General features: G+C 61.9%; 16 protein-coding genes. 7 read left to right on the top strand and 9 right to left on the bottom strand.

Going from position 1 to position 15,957, the window contains the following annotated elements; all coding sequences use genetic code 11:
- Positions 1 to 271 precede the first annotated feature (271 nt).
- A complete protein-coding gene (locus CMN27_RS07970; protein ID WP_293625436.1) occupies positions 272 to 1,891 on the top strand; it encodes a hypothetical protein in 1,620 nt (539 codons plus the stop codon).
- 345 nt (positions 1,892 to 2,236) lie between these two features.
- Here the strand turns inward: CMN27_RS07970 and CMN27_RS07965 are convergent, their stop codons facing one another.
- From CMN27_RS07965 to CMN27_RS07930, 8 genes are all read right to left on the bottom strand, one after another.
- Complete coding sequence (locus CMN27_RS07965) at positions 2,237 to 2,725, bottom strand: pilin (protein ID WP_293625434.1); 489 nt, start codon at positions 2,723 to 2,725, stop codon at positions 2,237 to 2,239.
- Positions 2,726 to 2,879: 154 nt separating this feature from the next.
- The gene (locus CMN27_RS07960) at positions 2,880 to 3,197 is read right to left on the bottom strand and encodes a hypothetical protein (protein WP_293625432.1); all 318 of its coding nucleotides are present in this window, start codon (positions 3,195 to 3,197) and stop codon (positions 2,880 to 2,882) included.
- A gap of 44 nt (positions 3,198 to 3,241) precedes the next feature.
- A complete protein-coding gene (locus CMN27_RS07955; RefSeq protein WP_293625430.1) occupies positions 3,242 to 3,586 on the bottom strand; it encodes a transposase in 345 nt (114 codons plus the stop codon).
- Between the two features lie 248 nt (positions 3,587 to 3,834).
- Positions 3,835 to 4,296: a pilin gene (locus tag CMN27_RS07950; RefSeq protein WP_293625428.1), complete on the bottom strand. Its 462-nt coding sequence runs from the start codon at positions 4,294 to 4,296 to the stop codon at positions 3,835 to 3,837.
- Positions 4,297 to 4,457: 161 nt separating this feature from the next.
- On the bottom strand, positions 4,458 to 4,676 hold the full coding sequence (infA, locus tag CMN27_RS07945; protein ID WP_293625426.1) for a translation initiation factor IF-1: 219 nt from the start codon (positions 4,674 to 4,676) through the stop codon (positions 4,458 to 4,460).
- Between the two features lie 88 nt (positions 4,677 to 4,764).
- Entirely contained in the window at positions 4,765 to 5,505 is a 741-nt protein-coding gene (gene aat / locus CMN27_RS07940) for a leucyl/phenylalanyl-tRNA--protein transferase (protein ID WP_293625424.1), read from the bottom strand.
- On the bottom strand, positions 5,502 to 6,644 hold the full coding sequence (locus CMN27_RS07935) for a GNAT family N-acetyltransferase (protein WP_293625422.1): 1,143 nt from the start codon (positions 6,642 to 6,644) through the stop codon (positions 5,502 to 5,504). Before CMN27_RS07935 ends, aat begins: the two co-directional genes overlap by 4 nt.
- A 106-nt stretch (positions 6,645 to 6,750) precedes the next feature.
- Entirely contained in the window at positions 6,751 to 7,086 is a 336-nt protein-coding gene (locus tag CMN27_RS07930) for a hypothetical protein (RefSeq protein WP_293625420.1), read from the bottom strand.
- 223 nt (positions 7,087 to 7,309) lie between these two features.
- Here CMN27_RS07930 and CMN27_RS07925 point away from each other — a divergent pair, with 223 nt between their 5' ends.
- The 5 genes from CMN27_RS07925 to CMN27_RS07905 all read left to right on the top strand — a co-directional run bounded on the left by CMN27_RS07925 (position 7,310) and on the right by CMN27_RS07905 (position 14,146).
- Positions 7,310 to 9,754, top strand: a complete 2,445-nt coding sequence (locus CMN27_RS07925; RefSeq protein ID WP_293625418.1) for a DNA translocase FtsK — start codon at positions 7,310 to 7,312, stop codon at positions 9,752 to 9,754.
- Between the two features lie 138 nt (positions 9,755 to 9,892).
- Positions 9,893 to 10,534, top strand: coding sequence for an outer membrane lipoprotein chaperone LolA (gene lolA / locus CMN27_RS07920; RefSeq protein WP_293625416.1), 642 nt, complete (start codon positions 9,893 to 9,895; stop codon positions 10,532 to 10,534).
- Between the two features lie 68 nt (positions 10,535 to 10,602).
- The gene (locus CMN27_RS07915) at positions 10,603 to 10,938 is read left to right on the top strand and encodes a VanZ family protein (protein ID WP_293625414.1); all 336 of its coding nucleotides are present in this window, start codon (positions 10,603 to 10,605) and stop codon (positions 10,936 to 10,938) included.
- Positions 10,907 to 12,298 (top strand): replication-associated recombination protein A, encoded by a 1,392-nt coding sequence (locus CMN27_RS07910; protein ID WP_293625412.1) that lies wholly within the window; start codon positions 10,907 to 10,909, stop codon positions 12,296 to 12,298. The genes CMN27_RS07915 and CMN27_RS07910 overlap by 32 nt, the downstream gene beginning before the upstream one ends.
- A 603-nt stretch (positions 12,299 to 12,901) precedes the next feature.
- Positions 12,902 to 14,146, top strand: coding sequence for an HDOD domain-containing protein (locus CMN27_RS07905; RefSeq protein WP_293625410.1), 1,245 nt, complete (start codon positions 12,902 to 12,904; stop codon positions 14,144 to 14,146).
- Positions 14,147 to 14,319: 173 nt separating this feature from the next.
- On the opposite strand, the gene CMN27_RS07900 is transcribed toward CMN27_RS07905, so the two are convergent.
- The gene (locus CMN27_RS07900) at positions 14,320 to 14,991 is read right to left on the bottom strand and encodes a haloacid dehalogenase type II (protein ID WP_293625408.1); all 672 of its coding nucleotides are present in this window, start codon (positions 14,989 to 14,991) and stop codon (positions 14,320 to 14,322) included.
- Positions 14,992 to 15,282: 291 nt separating this feature from the next.
- On the opposite strand from CMN27_RS07900, the gene CMN27_RS07895 reads away from it, so the two are divergent.
- Positions 15,283 to 15,954: a response regulator transcription factor gene (locus CMN27_RS07895; protein ID WP_293625406.1), complete on the top strand. Its 672-nt coding sequence runs from the start codon at positions 15,283 to 15,285 to the stop codon at positions 15,952 to 15,954.
- The last annotated feature ends 3 nt before the right edge of the window (positions 15,955 to 15,957 follow it).

The raw sequence follows: 15,957 nt of genomic DNA, 5'->3' as shown, positions 1-15,957 counted from the left end.
CTCCGGCGGATCGGGCCCTCCCACCCGTAGGTCGCCTTAGGCCACAGGCCGTAAGCCGACACGAACCCCGGGCCAGCCCCGCGTTGTGCACGTATCCCGCGGACCGTCTCTTTCGGTGGCGGATTACGCGGCGCTAACTTAACCGAGGTGACTCCGCGAGGCGGCTGCTCGCTGCGCCGTCATATGAGTGAAACACACCGGCTATAGATTCACGCGCTTATGTTTTCTTGAGTGCCTGTATGAAGCAGGTGAATCACTACGAGGGTGCGTGATGTTGAATAGTAGGGTTCGGTTGTTGTCGTTGAGCCTGGCGTGTGCGGCGCTTGTTGTCGGCTGTAATTCGAGCGGCGATAGCGACGAGGTGGCAGTCGCGCCACCGGGCGCAACGCCTGCCGAGCAGACCGGCCGGTGGGTCACGGGCGATCTGCATGTGCATACCGCGCTGTCGGGTGATGCTCGCTCGCCGCTGTCCGATGTGCTCAAGCATGCGTTCGATGATTTCGACCTGGATTACGTGAGCCTGTCGAACCATATGCGTAACGACAGCCAGGACAATAACGACAACGATCTCGGCGGCCTGTTGTATTACAAGGCGTTGACCGAATACGAGCTTCCCGGCGTGGAACGGCTGCAGAAAAGCGACTACCCGGACCGGCTGATCTATTCGTCCTTCGAGTGGGATATGCCCACACACGAGCACTACAACGTCGGCATTCTCTGGAATGAGGCCAACAAGGCCGAACGCCTGGCCGCTATCAAGCAGTTCGAGTACCGGTTCAGTAACAAGAACCAGCTGTCCGATTTCAATGCTGCGGATGTACAGGCCTGGCAGGACGCCGGCATCGAGCGCCAGAATCAAACCCATGAAGATGCAGTTGCCGCACTCGAATGGCTGCAGCAGACCTATCCGAAGAGCAGCTACGGCATGCTCAACCATCCGCTGCGGTATGCCTCCAGCTACACAATTGAAGACGTACGCGAACTCAACGACGCCGCGCCGGACGTGTTCTTCCTGGTAGAAGGCATGGTGGGGAATCAGTTCAACGGCAACCGCGGCGACTACGGCAGCCGAAGTGCCGACGGCGTGCATGGTGGCACCGATCCGGTGGTTTCGGAACTAGGTGGCTGGTGGGATGCGCTGCTCGGCGAAGGTCGTCGTGTATGGAACATGGCCAATTCAGACCACCACTTCAAGACCCGGCCGCCGTATGCCAGCGGCTATTATCCTGGCGAGTACGCAAAGAACTACACCTGGGTCGCCGCCGAAGAGGGCGAGCGGTTGACCTCGCAAACGCTTCTGGATGCGTTGCGAACCGGGCGAACGTTCTCGGTGTTCGGCGACCTGATCGACGCGCTGGACTTCCATGCCGAGCGCGTGAGCGGCGATAACGCGCGAATGGGCGATACGCTTACCGCACGCCGCGGCGACCTTGTCACAGTCACCGTTCGCTTCAAACAGCCCGCCACAAATAACCGCGAACTGACCGTCAACGATGGCAACTACGACGGTACCAACCCGGGCGTGCACCATATCGACGTGATCGCGGGTGATGTTGGCACAAAGGCTGAGCCCGGCACCGCCGCCTATAGCAAGCAAACCAACGACAGCACCCGTGTGGTCAAGTCATACACTGCCGACGACTGGTACCAGGACGATGACGGGTACTACGCTGTGACCTACAGCTTCACCGCCGACCGGGATCAATACCTTCGTCTTCGTGGAACGAACCTGGACTATAACGTTGAAGGGCTCACCGTGAACGGCGAGCCGCAGCGCTCCGATGTAGTCAGCGACGACAACTACTTCCAGTACTACGAAAAGCTCAACGAGCGAAACTATACCGACGTCTGGTTCTATTCGAACCCGATATTCGTTTCGGTTGAAGGCTAGGGCCTAGCGGCCGCCTTGGCGACTGGACGGGCCTGCGTATAGCGGGCCCGTTCTGTAATGTAGCCCGCAGCCTACGCCGCCGACAAGCCGTTGTTCGTGTTGGATTACGCTTCGCTAATCCAACCTACGCTACTACGCCCCTCAAACCGCACTCGACACCCGTAGGTCGGCTTAGGCCGTAGGCCGTAAGCCGACATGGACAATGGCACTCGGCTGGAATGTGCCCGCAGCTGACGACAAGCCGCCGTTCGCTGTTGGATTACGCTTCGCTAATCCAACCTACGCTACGTCTAGCAGTGATCACGCCCCGCTTGATCACTGTAAGCGCCATAGCGTCTTGTAACCTTAAGGACCGCCGTCGTCGATCGGTATTTCGTCCGAATCCAGCTGATCCGGCGTCTTAGTACGACAACTGGCAGGGGCCTTGGAGAAGTCGGTCGTAGTGGTGCAACGCCAGGACAGGGCACCGCTCGTTTCGGTCGGGATCAGCGTCACGCTTTTGTTGGCCAACGCGCTGTCGCTCGAGAAACGGGCGCTGATAACGCCGTTCTTTACGGTAACGCCGGTCACGTATGTGCCTGTAGTGGTACCCGCGGCGGGCACCGAGCCGACGCCGTTGTCGATGCCCGTGAGTTTTTTGCGGTTTTGGTAGGTGTTGCCTACGGCCGTTTTAATCCCGCTGGCAAGGCTTAATCCTTCCGTGAATTGGGCGCGTGCGACATAGCTGTAATACGAGGGAACAGCAATGGCTGCGAGTATGCCAATGATCGCGACCACGATCATCAGTTCGATTAGGGTGAAACCGGCCGAGCCGTAATCGCGAAGCTTGGCCACAGACAGCCTCCCCAAAAAGGGGTCAGATCCAATTAATACGCGATCAGGCCGACGCCCCATGGACGCCGCTTCTCGCTTGTTCCTTCTAAAGCGGTCTGGCCAGGTAAGAATGGCGTTAGCGCTGTGCTCGCTACCGACGATCGAACGTTTGTGACTATGCGGACTCATCGATCTTCCCTTTTGCAGGGCGGCCACGGCTCCCTGGCTTCGCACGCCTCTTCAGCATTGTTTCGATTTGGTCTCTGAACGTGTCGCTGCCCAGCGCAACGCCCTGGTTGAGGCTTTGACGTATCTCCTTAAGGGTATCCGCCGGTAGAGCTTTGGCAAAAAGTGCGCGGTAAGCGGCACGGCGGGCGGCCGGTGTGGCGCCGAGTGCGGTATAGACGGGATGTGATGTAATGCACGTATCGTTTTGCCCCAGTGCGTTGGTGTGATAGCTCGACCAACGATAATCTTCAGGGCGATCCGCCATGCCCTGCGCCCGAACGGGGTTGAGTTCTATATACCGATAACAAGCTAGCAGATAGCGCTCGGCTTCGACGAGCGCAGCACGATAGCGGCCCTCCCACAGCGTGCCAGTGCGCTGATGGCGCTATGCACGTACTGGACATAGCGTCGACCGATCGCTTGCATCATCTTCGGCACGGCATGATTGCGGCGCGGCGTCGCCAGGATATGGACGTGGTTGGTCATCAATACGTATGCGTGGATATCGCAGCCCGTATCGCCTGCGGCCTTGGCGAGGCACTCTAGGCAAAACGTGTAATCGTCGAAATCGAAAAAGCAGGCCTGCCGATTATTGCCACGCTGGATGACGTGCTGTGGGACATCGATCAGGTTGAAGCGAGGCAGGCGAGGCATCGGTGCACGATTTGCCGAATTTTAGCCTACCGTAGCAGGAAAAGAGGAAAAGGATCTGACCCGTTTTCTCCGGGTTTGCGAAACGTGCCCGTTGTCGAAACGCGCGGCGCTACTCCAAACCGGCGCGGCTAAGCGTTTCTAATATTAGGTCAGAAGCGTTGTGTAAATAAAAATTTCGTTCGGCGAGCAAAAAGGCTGGACATCGTCCAGCCTTTTGCCGACATGAAGCCGTGGGAGAGGCGTAGCTTTTAACCGCCTGTACTGTCGGCCCGGCAATTTGCAGGTTTGTACTGATTTTCCAAGGTGCCCGCGCAGGCCCAGCTGATCGAGCCCGTCGATGCCGTAGTTCCATCGGCGCCGGTGCTTGTGGCGCTTGGCGTCAAAGTGATCGTCTTTCCGCTCAAAGTGCCATCGTTGCTATTGAACGTAACGGTAATGACACCATTGCCGCTAACTGCAACGCTGCTAACGTACTCTCCCGAGATCGTGGCCGGAAGCCCTGCAGCGCTATTGCTGGAAGGGAAAGAACCGTCGGTTTGATAGGTCTCGGCAACGGCTGTTTTTGCGCTGCTAGCCAAAGTCAGACCTTCGGATGCTTTCGCACGAGTCGTGTAATTCTGATACTGCGGAATGGCGATGGCCGCCAGGATGCCGATGATCGCGACGACGATCATCAGTTCGATAAGTGTAAAGCCTTGCTGCTTTTGCATTTGGGTTCCCCGTTGAGCGTGAAGAAGAGCGGCGTCGTTATGACGTGGTAGCTGTATCGCACGGTCCGTGCCAGCTTTGTAACGCTTTATTCTCAATAGCCTGAGGCGGTAGTGACGTGTTTTGTCATTCTGGCTACGTCAGAAGGTGACGTTTTTTGTCACTAGCGGCCGCGGTAGGTGATTCGCCCCTTGCTGAGGTCGTAGGGCGTGATCTGTACCGTGACGGTATCGCCGCGCAGAATGCGAATATAGTGCTTGCGCATCTTGCCGGAAATATGGGCGGTGACGATGTGTCCGTTTTCCAGCTTTACGCGGAAGGTGGTGTTCGGCAACGTCTCGACGACGGTCCCGTCCATCTCGATGTGGTCTTCTTTGGCCATTGACTCCTGATCTCTAATTCTGACGGTTTAACCGCTGGATTATCGGTGATTTGGGGTGGCGGTTCAATCCTGTGCGCATGACAGACAGTCATTCGCCGATATGCTGGGGGCTGGCCGGTACCTCGATATCGAATCGCCAGGGGCCTTGCGGGGCAGGTTTGTCGATCGACTGACGCACGATCTTCAGGAATTTGCTGCGCGGTAGGTCGATCGCGCCCATGCGATACAGGTGGCCGGAGCCCACCTGGCCGTCGAGCAGGGGAAAGCCCCAGGCATGCAGTTGCCGGGCAAGCCAGACGAGGGCGATCTTGCTCGCGTCGCGCTCGCGGGAGAACATGGATTCGCCGAAGAACATGCGCCCGATGGCCACGCCATACAGCCCGCCGATCAGCGCGCCGTCGCGCCATACTTCGATTGAATGTGCGTTGCCCAGTGCGTGCAGCTTCGCGTAGGCGGCGCGCATCTCGGGGCCGAGCCAGGTGCCGGGGTTGCCGGAACGAACGGCCGCGCAGTGACTGATGACGCTGTTGAAGTCTTCATCGAGGGTGACGGCGTAATCGGCCTTGGCGAGGGTGCGTTTGAGCCGGCGGGAGACGTGCATGTCACCGGTGTCGAATACGGTACGCGGGTCGGGGCACCACCAAAGGATCGATTCATCCGGGTTGTACCAGGGGAAGATGCCATGGGCATAGGCACGGCGCAGACGCGAAGGCGACAGGTCGCCGCCCATCGCGAGCAGCCCGTTCGGCTCGTCGAGCGCGAGTTCGGGATCGGGGAAGGCGCCGTCGGGCGTGTTCGGATCCAGCCAGTACACGCGTAGGCCGCTCACGTGGTCGGTGGCGCGTCGCAGGCGAAGTTGCTGCGTTCGCGCTGCTCGTTTTCGAACGATTCCATCATGGCAGCTTCTCGGACGCAGAAGTCGTCGATGGCTGCGGCGAGCTGGGGATGGTCGATGACGTGGTAGGACCAGGTCGGCACCGGCTCGAAGCCGCGCCGAATCTTGTGCTCGCCCTGGGCGCCGGCATCAAAACATGCCAGCCCGTTTTCGATGCAGTACTCGATGCCCGCGTAGTAGCAGGTTTCGAAGTGAAGGCTGTGGTAATCCGTCTCGCAGCCCCAGTGGCGGCCGTAAAGCGTATCGTCGCCGAGCATCATGAAGGCCATGCCGACCGGGCGGTCGCGGTGGTAGGCGACGAAGAAGCGCACACGCTCACCCATGCGGTTGCATAATTCGGTGAAGAACTCCCGAGTAAGATACGGGGCCTGGCCGCGAATTGCATAGGTTCGGCCATAGAAGGCATAGAGAGTATCCCAGAGTTCGTCGTCGATTTCGTCGGCGCGCATCGCCTGTACCTGAACGCCGGCGTCGTGCATGCGTTTGCGCTCGCGCCGGATCTCCTTGCGGCGTTTCGAGGATAGCTGCGCGAGGAAGGCGTCGAAGTCTGCATAGTCGCGGTTGTACCAGCGGTACTGGCAGCCGCGTCGTGCGCTGGCGCCGGCTTCTGTGAATTGGCGAGCCGAGTCGGCGTCGACGAACAGGCTATGCAGCGACGAGGCGTCATGTTCGCCCGGCAGGTCGGCCATGGCGCGCGCCAGCGCGAGTCGTGCCTCTTCGTCGCGACCGAGAATGCGCGGGCCGCTGACCGGCGTGAAGGGCACGGCATTGAGCAGCTTGGGGTAGTAGTCCAGCCCGACCTGGGCATAGGCGTTGGCCCAGGCGAAGTCGAAAACGAATTCGCCGTAGGAATGATGCTTTTCGTAGAGCGGGGCAGCGGCCACGATCTGGCCATCGTCGTTTTCCAGTAGGCAGTGCGCCGGCACCCAGCCGTTGGCCTCGCTTACGCTGCCGCTGGCCTCCAGGGCCGCGAGGAAGCCGTGCCGGATAAACGGCTGTCCGCTGGCGCATAAGTCGTCCCAGCTAGTGGCGGGGACGTCGAGAATGGAATCGACTTGTACGAGTCGCGCCATGACAGCATCACATCGAAGAATGAAAGCGGTTGCAAGCGGATACGTCGAGGACCGCGCGGCCGATGATGGGCGCGCTGCCGCCGACGCAGATAAAGAAGTGTCGGTATCAGTTCAGGGCGTAACGCTGACCGAGCCTATCGCGCAGCGCATACTGTACGCAGGCATCGTGTTCGAACGCATCGAGTTTGTCCTGTTCGTTGTCGGCCGTGCCGGCTTCGCGCAGGCGCCCCGCATCGTCGAAGCTCACGATCGCGCCCACGGTCTTGACATGGATCTCGCCGTTTTCGTTGGCCTTGTCGTCGTAGGCGACCTGCACATAGCGCAAGCGCTTGTCGGCGAACTGGGGCAGTTCGCGGCGGCCCTCGGCCACTTCGGCGGCCTCATCCTCGCTGAATTCTTCGATCGCGCCATCCTGGGTGAGCAGGAAGTGATGTACGGACATAACGTACTCCGCTTGATGGATCGTTAGAGCCTGCGGCCGTTTCGCGCATTCATGCAGAACGACTAAGGTCACATCCAATAAATGGTGCACAAATCGCGCCGATTCAAGGTGCTGCGCGCGGGTGTTCGAGATATGCGTCCGCTTGCCGGGTTGGTGTCGGGTACAATCGCGCCTTGTTCGATTGGCAACTTCGTATTCGATAGACGGCCGTGAAGGGCGATTGATGGCAAAGGCAGCCGCCAAGCAAACCAAAGCCAGTAAAGCAGGGCCCAAGCCCAGTGCCAAGGCGCGTGAACAGAATACGCCGCCGGCGCCGCCGAGTCGCTACCGCCAGCGGCTGGGACGTCTGATGCGTGAAGCCGTGCTGTTCGGCGCGGCGGCGATCACGCTGTTTTTGCTGGCCGCGCTGGTTTCATACAGCCCGCGCGATCCGGGCTGGTCGGGCCTTGGCGATGGCACCGCCATTCGCAACCTGTTCGGTGCCCCCGGGGCATGGTTTGCGGACGTATTGCTGAGCCTGTTCGGCTATCTCGGCTTCATCTTTCCCTGGCTGGTGCTGTACGGCGGCTGGCTTGTGTTTGCCAACAGCGAGCGTGAACGAAGCGATGTGTTCTCGCGCAGCATTCGTGCCGGCGCGCTGCTGTTGTGGCTGGTGTCTGGCTGCGGCCTGGCCTGGCTTGCCCTGGGCGACCAGAATGCGGCCATGCCGCAGGGCAGCGGTGGCATTCTGGGGGCGGCGAGCGCGGGCGCGATCGCCGGCGTGATCAACAAGCTCGGCGCTGCATGGCTGCTGATTACCGTGTTCGTGATCACGCTGTCCGTGGGGCTGGGGTTTTCCTGGCTGGTGGTTACCGAACGCACGGGTCATTTCGTGCTGACGATATTGCAGGGCGGGTTTACGGAAACGCTCGATCGGCTGCGCGCCTGGCAGGCCAACCGCGCCGAACGCAAGGCGGCGGCGCCTGCCAAACCGGCGCCCAAGGCGAAGAAGAAATCGCGGATTGCGCCGTCGCTTGAAAACGGCGATAGCACCGAGAGTGCGCCCGTGCCGGCGCCTGCGGCCGGGGGCGTGCAGGTCAAGAAGCCCAAGAAATCGATCAAGGCGAATCAGCTGGATCTGCCGATCGAAGAGCATGTGGACGTACCCACCTACGATCCCGAGCGCGATAGCCCGATTCCGCCCACCGCGCTGCTGGATCCGGCGCGGGAGAGCAAGAACGACCAGGACGAGAGCGTGCTCCAGCGCATGTCCGAGCAGCTCGAACAGCATCTTGCGGACTTCAACGTCCAGGGCAAGGTGGTGGCGGTAGAGCCGGGCCCGGTCATTACGCGCTTCGAGCTGGACCCGGCACCGGGCGTGAAGGTCAGCCAGATCTCGAATCTCGCCAAGGACCTGGCGCGGGCGATGTCCACGACCAGCGTGCGCGTGGTCGAGGTCATCCCGGGCAAGTCCGTGGTGGGCCTGGAAATCCCGAATGCCGACCGCGAGATCGTGGCGCTGCGCGAGATTCTGGAATCGCCGCTCTACAGCGGCAACAAATCGCCGCTGACCATGGCGCTTGGCAAGGATATTGGCGGCAATCCGGTCACCGCGGATCTGGGCAAAATGCCGCATCTGCTGGTGGCAGGTACCACGGGCTCGGGCAAGTCGGTGGCGGTCAACGCCATGATCTTGTCCATTCTGCACAAGGCCACCGCCGAGCAGGTTCGCCTGATCATGATCGACCCGAAGATGCTTGAGCTGTCGGTCTACGAGGGGATTCCGCATCTGCTCGCCCCCGTGGTCACCGACATGAAGGACGCCGCCAATGCGCTGCGCTGGTGCGTAGGTGAGATGGAACGGCGCTACAAGCTCATGGCCGCGCTGGGCGTGCGTAACGTCGCCGGCTACAACACCAAGGTACGCAAGGCGATCGAGGCCGGCACGCCGATCGAGGATCCGATTCTCAAGAATGCGCAGTCCAACGATCAGGCCGAGGCCGGTGAAGAGGTACCCACGCTCGAACCCATGCCCGCGATCGTGATCATCGTCGACGAGCTGGCCGACATGATGATGGTGGTCGGCAAGAAGGTTGAAGAACTGATCGCCCGTATCGCCCAGAAGGCCCGTGCGGCCGGTCTGCACATGATCCTGGCCACGCAGCGGCCGTCGGTGGACGTGATCACCGGTCTGATCAAGGCCAATATCCCGACGCGTATCGGCTTTCAGGTGGCTTCCAAGATCGACTCCCGTACCATTCTCGACCAGCAGGGCGCTGAAAGCCTGCTCGGCCACGGCGACATGCTTTATCTGCCGCCCGGTACGGGCTTCTCCACCCGTGTACATGGCGCGTTCGTCGACGACCACGAAGTCCACAAGGTGGTGGAATACCTCAAGCAGGTGGGCGCGCCGGACTATATCGACGAGATTCTCGAAGGCGGCGGCGCTGACGGCGAGGGCGGCGCCGAGGACGAGGAAGACGCCGAGGCGGATCCGCTCTACGATCAGGCCGTGGCCATCGTTACCAAGACCCGCAAGGCCTCGATTTCCTATGTACAGAGACGCCTGCGGGTCGGCTACAACCGCTCGGCACGACTCATCGAACAGATGGAGAACGCGGGCATCGTCAGCGCCGCCGAGGGCAGCGGCGGGCGGGAAGTACTGGCACCGCCGCCGCCGGAGGACTGAATTTTTGTCGACGTCGGCCGATCTGTCCTGCAATCGGCACGGGGGGGGGGGCAGAGTTCAGGCTTGATTCATGGCCGAGGCCTAGCATGCTCTGAAACATCCTTCGCCTCTTACATATCCATCAAGGAGAGCGCTGCAATGCCTGTGCGCCGAATTCTCGTTGCCTTCGTCCTGCTTTGTGCCGCGGTAAGCGCGCACGCCGACGGCGTGGGCGATCTCGAAGCCTTCTATAACAACGTCGACAGCCTGTCCGCCCAGTTCGAGCAGGAGCAGAAGGACGACAGCGGGCAGATGCTGCAACAGGCCAGCGGTACGTTCCTGCTGTCGCGCCCGGACCGTTTTCGCTGGGAATACACCGCGCCCTACAAGCAGGTGATCGTCAGCGACGGCGAAACGTTTCGCTTTTACGACGTCGACCTCGCCCAGGTCACCATTCGCAGTATCGATGCCACGCTTCAGGCCACGCCTGCGCTGTTGCTCACCGGCGGCGCGGCACTCGAAGACGCATTCAATATCGCCTCGGCCGGCCAGCGTGATGGCATGAGCTGGGTGCGCCTGACCCCGCGTGCCGACGATACCGATTTTCAGGAAGTGCGCCTTGGCCTCAAGAATCAGGTGCCCAGCGTCATGGAGCTGGACGATAACCTGGGCCAGACCACACATATCCGGTTTCGCGATATCGAACTCAATCCGAAGCTCGATGCATCGCGCTTCACGCTCGATATTCCCGATGACGTGGAAGTGGTCGACGGCCGCGGCATGAACGGGCAGGGCCGGTAGTGCCCATCCTGCGCCAGGACTATGCGTTGGGTCGGCTCTGGCTCGCGCTCGGGCTGTTCGGCTGCGGCGTGCTCGTCTATGCCTGCCTGATGCCGAACCCGCCGCAGGCCCAGGTGCAGCATTTCGACAAGTTCGAGCATTTCGCTGCATTTGCACTGCTGTCGGGCTGGTTCGCCAACCTCCTGGCGCCGCACTATCTGCGCGTCATCGTGACCATGGTTTTGTTTGGCGCATTCATTGAAGTCGCGCAGTCATTCACGCCCTATCGAAGCGCGGATTGGCACGATCTGATGGCCGATGCCTTTGGCGTGGTCGCGGGTGTAACACTTGCACGCTTTGGGGCAATGCGCTGGCTGGGGTATCTTGACGCGCGTGTCGCAGCAAAAACAGATCAACCTCGATAGCCCTGTCACCAGCGCGGGCCGCCCGCTGGCGGACCGCATGCGTCCGGCGCGTTTGTCGGACTATGTCGGCCAGACGCATATCCTGGGGCCGGACAAGCCGCTTGCCCGTGCGCTGGCGGCCGGGCGAATTCATTCCATGATCCTCTGGGGGCCGCCGGGCACGGGCAAGACCACGCTCGCACGCCTGCTCGCCGCGGAAGTGGATATCCGCTTCGTGCAGATATCGGCGGTGATGGCCGGGGTGAAGGATATTCGCGCTGCGGTGGCGGAAGCCCGCAAGGCGCGCGAAGTCGAAGGCCGCGGTACGTTGTTGTTCGTCGACGAGGTGCACCGCTTCAACAAGGCCCAGCAGGACGGTCTGTTGCCCTATGTCGAGGACGGCACCGTCGTGCTCGTGGGCGCGACGACCGAAAACCCTTCGTTCGAGGTCAACAACGCGCTGTTGTCGCGTACGCGCACCTATGTGCTGCGAGCGCTCGACCCGACCGTGGTGCGTGAACTCATCGACCGCGCGCTCGCTGATGGCGAACACGGCCTGGGCGAACGCGAACTGGATATGTCGGCCGAGCTGCGCGACCAGCTGGCCGCCCGCGCCGACGGCGATGCCCGCCGCGCCCTGAACCTGCTCGAGCTGGCCGCGGATATTGCGGCCGGGCGCGATGATGGGCGCGGCGAAATCACCCAGGCCGATCTCGACGAGGTACTGCGTGAAGGGCTGCGTCGCTTCGACAAGGGCGGCGACTACTTCTACGATCAGATGTCGGCCCTGCACAAAAGCGTGCGTGGCAGCGACCCCGACGCCACGCTCTACTGGCTGTCGCGCATGCTCGAAGCCGGCTGCGACCCGCGCTATGTGGCCCGCCGCGTTACCCGCATGGCCAGCGAGGATATCGGCAACGCTGACCCGCGCGCGCTTCGACTCACGCTGGACGCCTGGGATACCTACGAGCGCCTGGGCTCGCCGGAAGGCGAACTCGCCATCGCCCAGGCAGCGGTCTATCTGGCCTGTGCGCCCAAGTCGAACGCGGTGTACATGGCGTTCAACGCTGCCTGGCGGGACGCGCGCGATCGCGGCACGCTCGAAGTGCCCATGCATATTCGCAATGCGCCGACCAAGCTCATGAAGGATCTTGGTTATGCCGAGGGCTATCGCTATGACCATAACGAAGCCGACGGCTATGCGGCCGGCGACAGTTACCTGCCCGAAGAGCTGGCCGGCACCCGCTACTACGAGCCGGTCGCGCGCGGCCTGGAAATCAAGATCGGCGAAAAGCTCGCACGCCTGCGTGAGCAGGATGCCCAGGGGCCGCGCCGCGTCACCCGCAGCCACGCGCAGGGCAGTTCGGGCGATAACGGCTAGCCATGACGCCGCCCGGCGAGGCGTCAACGCGGCAACCCGTACTGCCCGGCGCGGATGCAGACGCTCGTGAACCTGCCAAACCGCCGATGACGATTGCCCCCGCCCCGGTTTCACCTCCGGCCGCAAAAGACACTGGCCCGTGGCCGGCGGTACCCAGCGGCGCCAAGCTCAAGCCCGGCGTCGGGCTATCGCAGCCTTGGCTCTCGCTTGAACACCGTCACGCTGCGCGGCGCGTGGTTCGGCAATGACCGATACGCGAGCACGCGCCAGAAATCCAAAACCCGACACGCAGACCTGCCGTCCGTAGGCGTTGCGAGCGCTGTCTTCCGCGTTCGGTCATTCCGTTATCTCGCTTGAGACCGGCTGCAACACAGGGTCCAGCCGACCGGGTAGAAAGCGACTCGATAAATTTTCGGATTGGCCGATAACAGAGCAAACGTACGTCGTTGTTCGGGCGCAAGTTACTTCGCAAAACCCAGTCGCCAGCGGTTTACCCGCCTGGGAGCGGGTCAGCCACGCGGGCCGCTCGGGGTTATGCAAAGCATCGTCCAGCGGCGTCGATACGACGTATCTATAGCCTCTGAGTATCAAGGATTGCGTTTAATGTCGGCACAAAGCACTCAAACCTCCGATATTCTTTTTGCCCGCCAGCCCATTTACGACCGTGATGCGACGCGACGCGGGTTTGAACTGCTGTTTCGTCAGAGCGCGAATGCGGCGAATGCGCCCGCCGTTTTCGACGGCGAGGCGGCGACGCGCAGCGTTCTGGTCAACGCCTTTTCGGAGGCCGATATCGAAGTCGTCTGCGAGGGCAATCCGGCGTTCGTGAACTTCACCGAGCAGACGATCATCGAGGATCTGCCATTCGACCCCGCGTTTCTCGTGGTGGAAGTTCTGGAAAGCGTGGCGGCCACACCCGCCGTGTTCGCCGCACTCGAAAATCTGCGCGGTATGGGCTTCAAGATCGCCCTCGACGACTACGCCCGGCCGAACGCCGACCATCCGCTGTTGCCGTATGCCGACATCGTCAAGCTTGAATACCCGGCCTATTCGGAGACAACCCTCGCGCAGGCGGTCGATGCGCTGCGAGCGCAGTACCCCGAGATCACGCTCCTCGCCGAAAAACTCGAAACCCACGAGGGTTTCGCCCGTTGCCGCGATCTGGGCTGCGATCTGTTCCAGGGGTACTTCCTTGCGCGCCCCGAGCCCGTCTGCGGCCGGCCGCTACCGGCCGCGCAGGTTCGAATCCTGGAGCTGCTCGCGCGGCTGAACGATCCCGATGCCGGCATCGACGAAATCGGACGGACCGTGAGCGAGGATCCGTATCTGAGCCTGCGGGTGCTCAAGCTGGTCAATTCTTCGCTGTTCGGCCTGGCCCGTGAGATCACGTCGCTCGACCGCGCGATCCTTGCCCTGGGTTTGAACCGGCTACGCGCCTTTGCAAGCCTGCTGGCCCTGTCCGGCCTGCAGCGTAAACCGCTGGCCCTGCAATACATTGCCATCAGCCGCAGCTATATTTGCCAGACCCTGTGCGAGCAGCGGGCCTCTTGCGAAGGCCCGATGGGGTTCATGATCGGGCTGTTGTCGTGTCTCGACGCATTCACGGATCGCCCGCTGGCCGACGTGCTGGCGCAGGCGCCTTTCGATAGCAAGATCGTCTCGGCATTGCTCGAACGGCAGGGCCCGCTTGGCGTCATTCTGGATGCAACGCTCGCGCATGAACGCGGCGAGCTCGAGACAGTGCCGTGGGACGAACTGCAGGCCATGGATATCGATGCCGAGACCTTCATGACGGCCTTTTGGCAATCCGTGGCCACCGCGCATCAGCAGATGGAAATGTTTCGTTAGCGACGACGGGGCGCATTGACGCACGAACTCGGCCGCAAACAGGACTACGCGCCAGGCGGCTGGCAGGCAGGTTCGCGGCGACGCCGTTTGCCCGCCGGGAGTGCGGCTCGCCCGGCCGCCGCCGCTCGGATCGCCTTACTCGCTCGCCGAGGCCTGGCCAGCGCGTACCGGACTCATAGCTTGTCCTGCTCGACGATACGCTGGGCGACTTCGCCCAAATCCGAGCCGAGGATATCCGGGGCTTCGCCCACCGGGTTGACGGTTTCGCCATTGCGGGCGACGAACGCGCCTGCGCAGCCGGCACGTATGGCGCCGGTTATATCCCAGTCGTGCGCCGCGATCAGGCGCAGGGAGAATAGATCGCAGTCCAGCGCGTTTGCGGCAACCGCATAGGCGGCGGGATGCGGCTTGTACTTGCGTGCGTGGTCGACTGACAGCACATGGTCGAACAACGGCGCGAGGCCCGCGTTCGCAAACTGTTGATCCACGGTTTTCTGGGCGGAATTGGTCAGGGCGACGAGTTTGAAGCCGTGCTCGCGAAGCATCGCCAGGGCATCCGGTACTTCCGGATGGGGCGTGAGTTGAGCGATGGTGTCGAATACCTGCTGCTTGGCATCGTTCGATAATTCTTCCGAGCCGGCCATGGCATCGAGGCAGGCATCGGCGAGCTGGCTGAAATCCCGATATTCGCCCGTCAGCGTCGTGACCGTGGACCAGTGGAGCAGGCTTGCGAACCAGCGCTTGCGCGCGTCGGCGTCGCCGAACAGCGACTCGAAGACGGGATCCAGGGGCGCCAGATCAAGCAGGGTTTCGTTGACGTCGAAAACAAGATGACGGTGCGGCATGGCGGCTAGCTAAAGGGAAACTCTATTGCCCACAATCGTACGGCGAGTGCGGTGACATTGCGAGATCAAACGCAGAAAACCCGCCAATCCCGGCCCAACGTCTGAAAAGACATATTTTCCTGCGGCCGGCGAACCCGCGGCCAAAGCCTTGCCGGCCGCGATAAGCGCCCGCAGGCGCCGCTTAACGGGCGCGACACGGCATAGGTATGAACGCGGCATGTCGTTTATGATCACGGAATCGACAGTCGCCGCCCCGTACGGGTTACGGCGGCCTACTTTTTCCGAGGCGCGATGAAAGTTCTAATTGCAGATGACCATCCGTTGTTTCGTTCCGCGCTGAGCCAGGCGGTCAAGCAATGCCTGGACTCACCGGCGCTCGAAACGGTGGGTTCTTTCGACGAACTCAGCGACATGCTCAAGCGCAATACCGATCTGGATCTGCTGCTGCTCGATCTGAACATGCCCGGTGCGCGTGGTTATTCGGCGCTGGTGCACGCACGCAGCGTGGCGCCAGCGCTGCCGGTGATCGTGGTGTCGGCCTACGAGGATGCCGGCGTGGCTCGCGCCGCGCTCGATCACGGCGCCGCCGGCTTCATTCCGAAGTCGGCGCCACCCGAAACCATGGCCCATGCCATCGATACGGTGCTCGCCGGGGACCGCTGGGCGCCCGAGGCCGTCGACGAAGCGCCCAACAGCGATAACGAATTCACCGACAAGCTGGCGCTTCTGACCCCGCAGCAACAGCGGGTGCTGGTCATGCTCACCGACGGGCTGCTCAACAAGCAGATCGCGATCGATCTGGATATTTCCGAGGCGACGGTCAAGGCGCATATCACCGCGATTCTGCGCAAGCTCGGTGTGCATACGCGCACCCAGGCGGTGATCGCCGCGCGCAGCCTGGAAATCGACTGGGCCAGCTACGGTCGCAGCACGCCGGGCGCGCCGAGCAACAGCGAATCCTGAGCG

The sequence above is a fragment of the Salinisphaera sp. genome (genome assembly GCF_002729955.1).
Classification (GTDB): Bacteria; Pseudomonadota; Gammaproteobacteria; order Nevskiales; family Salinisphaeraceae; genus Salinisphaera.
This window is presented reverse-complemented; position numbering and strand designations above follow the sequence as displayed.

What these genes read in the sequence shown, in the direction of transcription:
- CMN27_RS07970 (WP_293625436.1), top strand. Translation starts at nt 272, where the DNA reads ATGTTGAATAGTAGGGTTCGGTTGTTGTCGTTGAGCCTGGCGTGTGCG.
- CMN27_RS07960 (WP_293625432.1), bottom strand. Translation starts at nt 3,197, where the DNA reads ATGGCGGATCGCCCTGAAGATTATCGTTGGTCGAGCTATCACACCAAC.
- CMN27_RS07955 (WP_293625430.1), bottom strand. Translation starts at nt 3,586, where the DNA reads ATGCCTCGCCTGCCTCGCTTCAACCTGATCGATGTCCCACAGCACGTC.
- CMN27_RS07950 (WP_293625428.1), bottom strand. Translation starts at nt 4,296, where the DNA reads ATGCAAAAGCAGCAAGGCTTTACACTTATCGAACTGATGATCGTCGTC.
- infA (WP_293625426.1), bottom strand. Translation starts at nt 4,676, where the DNA reads ATGGCCAAAGAAGACCACATCGAGATGGACGGGACCGTCGTCGAGACG.
- CMN27_RS07935 (WP_293625422.1), bottom strand. Translation starts at nt 6,644, where the DNA reads ATGGCGCGACTCGTACAAGTCGATTCCATTCTCGACGTCCCCGCCACT.
- CMN27_RS07930 (WP_293625420.1), bottom strand. Translation starts at nt 7,086, where the DNA reads ATGTCCGTACATCACTTCCTGCTCACCCAGGATGGCGCGATCGAAGAA.
- CMN27_RS07925 (WP_293625418.1), top strand. Translation starts at nt 7,310, where the DNA reads ATGGCAAAGGCAGCCGCCAAGCAAACCAAAGCCAGTAAAGCAGGGCCC.
- lolA (WP_293625416.1), top strand. Translation starts at nt 9,893, where the DNA reads ATGCCTGTGCGCCGAATTCTCGTTGCCTTCGTCCTGCTTTGTGCCGCG.
- CMN27_RS07905 (WP_293625410.1), top strand. Translation starts at nt 12,902, where the DNA reads ATGTCGGCACAAAGCACTCAAACCTCCGATATTCTTTTTGCCCGCCAG.
- CMN27_RS07900 (WP_293625408.1), bottom strand. Translation starts at nt 14,991, where the DNA reads ATGCCGCACCGTCATCTTGTTTTCGACGTCAACGAAACCCTGCTTGAT.
- CMN27_RS07895 (WP_293625406.1), top strand. Translation starts at nt 15,283, where the DNA reads ATGAAAGTTCTAATTGCAGATGACCATCCGTTGTTTCGTTCCGCGCTG.